The organism is Streptomyces rubellomurinus, assembly GCF_000961885.1.
GTDB lineage: Bacteria > Actinomycetota > Actinomycetes > Streptomycetales > Streptomycetaceae > Kitasatospora > Kitasatospora rubellomurina.
Genome location: NZ_JZKH01000371.1, coordinates 1 through 285 on the forward strand (window position 1 = coordinate 1; position 285 = coordinate 285).

General features: G+C 73.7%; 1 protein-coding gene. It reads right to left on the reverse strand.

Translation table 11 applies throughout. The features are described 5' to 3' along the window. Nucleotides 1–285: DUF8189 domain-containing protein (locus VM95_RS38235; RefSeq protein WP_045706368.1), on the reverse strand; the 285-nt coding region annotated here is incomplete at both ends.

Genomic DNA, 285 nt, shown 5'->3' on the forward strand with positions numbered 1-285 from the left:
TCCTGGTTGGCGCCCACGGCGATGGTGTGGCCGCCGCCGCCGAAGGTGTCCCAGGCGGACCAGGTGCCGGAGGGCTGGAGCTGGTAGCGGTGCTGGAGGGTGGTGCCGTTGATGGCGAACATCTCCAGTCGGCCGTCCGCGTCGGAGCCGATGGCGAGTTCCGCGCCGCCCGGGCCGCCGAGGTTTTCCCAGTCCGACCACGCGCCGTTGACCGCCGTCTGCCAGGCGTGCGAGACGCCGTTCGCCCCGGCCGCGAACACCTCCAGCCGGCCGTCCGCCGAACGC